At 32.3% G+C, this 1,698-nt stretch carries 1 protein-coding gene; it reads right to left on the reverse strand.

Annotation, left to right across the window (positions count from 1 at the left end; all coding sequences use genetic code 4):
* Positions 1 to 138: 138 nt before the first annotated feature.
* Positions 139 to 1,698, reverse strand: a 1,560-nt coding sequence (locus UDIV_RS04150; protein WP_197021684.1) for a hypothetical protein, incomplete at its 5' end; no start/stop codon positions are given.

Genomic DNA, 1,698 nt, shown 5'->3' on the forward strand with positions numbered 1-1,698 from the left:
CGTGCTTCAAAAAAAAAAAAAGGACTTTCTAGGTAAATGTTCCGGTTTAGTTAATTTTTAGAAAATGTGCTTTATTTTAAATATTTATTAAATAAATAAAAAATCACCACCTTTAAAGTAGTGATTGTTATTTTTATATTATTGGAAATCAGCGTGTTTGTCTAATAGATTTTTCTTATTTGGATCTCCATCAATCCAAATAGAGGCAATTCTATAGGTTGTTCCGTCCTTTTTCTCTTGTGGTTGGTTAGGTCAAACAACAAAAGTTACTTTACCTCCTTTTTCAGAAACTTTATATGTTTTTGTGTTTCCAGCTCCATTTGTGATATCTTCATAAAATAGATTTGTCCCTAAAACATCCAATCTAAATCCCAAAAATTTATCTTTGATTTTTTCATATGTTTCAGTATCTGTTGTTAATTGGAATGTAAAATAACTTTGATATCCTTCTTTAGTATCTCTTGTTACTTTAAGATCTGTTAGTTGAGCAGTTGTTGCAATTTCTTTAGCTTCTTCTTGTTTTGCTTTTAGGTTTGCTTCATTTTTAGCATTAGCTTCTTCAAAAACTTTATCTACTTCAGATAAATCAGAATTATCAGGAAGATCATCTATTTTTTTATTAAATGTTTCTTTTTCATCTTTTGATAAATTTGCAAGTTTCTTAATTTTATCTTTAATTTCAGTCTTTTTAGAAGCTGATGTTATTTCAGTTTTTCCAGCTTGATCACTGTTTTCATTCATTGATTTTGCTATATCATTAGTTTTTAATTCTTTAGAAGATAACTCATCACTTACTTTAAGATTAGTTGGTGATGTTGAATCTTCTGTATCATAAAGCATAAGTGATGATACTTTGTATTTAGTTCCTTCTTTTAGGTTTTGAAAAGTAAAAGTTGCTTTGTTAGAAGTAATCTTTGCTTCTGCAGTTGGTTTAGAAGCCTTTTCTCCTTCAGGTACAACTTCAGTTAATTCAATTTCTAAAAATTTATCATTAGCGTTTGTAACATTTAAAACTAATTCGTATTTATTCTCTTTTTTAGTTAAATTAGCATCAGTATCTAGACTAACTGAAACTGGTTTAGCTGTATCATCTTTATTTTCAGATCCGCCATTCATATTTTCTTTATTGTCTTGAGAACTAGAGCCAGGAGTTGTTGCGTTCTCTGATTGTTCTGTGGTTGATCCGCCACTTTGCGTTCCACCATTTTCTGCATTAGTTCCTGGAGAGTTTTGTTTATTTGGTTGTTCTTGGGTTGTTCCCTTGTTTTGAGAACCATTAGTTTCTCCATCAGTTCCAGTCTTTCCTTCTTTACTAGCACCTCCACCTGCTTCTAGAGAACCTTGTTTGCTTGATTCTGATCCATTTCCTGTACTAGGATCACTATCCTGCATCTTCTTATCTTCAGGCTTAGCTCCTAAATTTGGATTAGTTACTATAGGATCTTTTTGAGTTGTTCCTGTAGTAGTATTGTTTGAACCACCAGATGAATTTGTTGTTCCACCAGTTTCAGAGCCTTGCTTAGTACCAGTTGTAGTGCTTCCATTTTCTTGATTTTTAGATTCAGTTCCACTAGTTTGTGGTTGTTCTACTTTCTTTTCAGCGGGTTTAGCTGGTTTCGCCTTTGTTGGTGCACAAGCTGCAACTACTCCAATAACACTAACCCCTGCCATAATAGCACCAACCGCTAGAGTTAATGC

Source organism: Ureaplasma diversum NCTC 246 (assembly GCF_000731915.1).
GTDB classification, from domain to species: domain Bacteria; phylum Bacillota_I; class Bacilli_A; order Mycoplasmatales; family Mycoplasmoidaceae; genus Ureaplasma; species Ureaplasma diversum.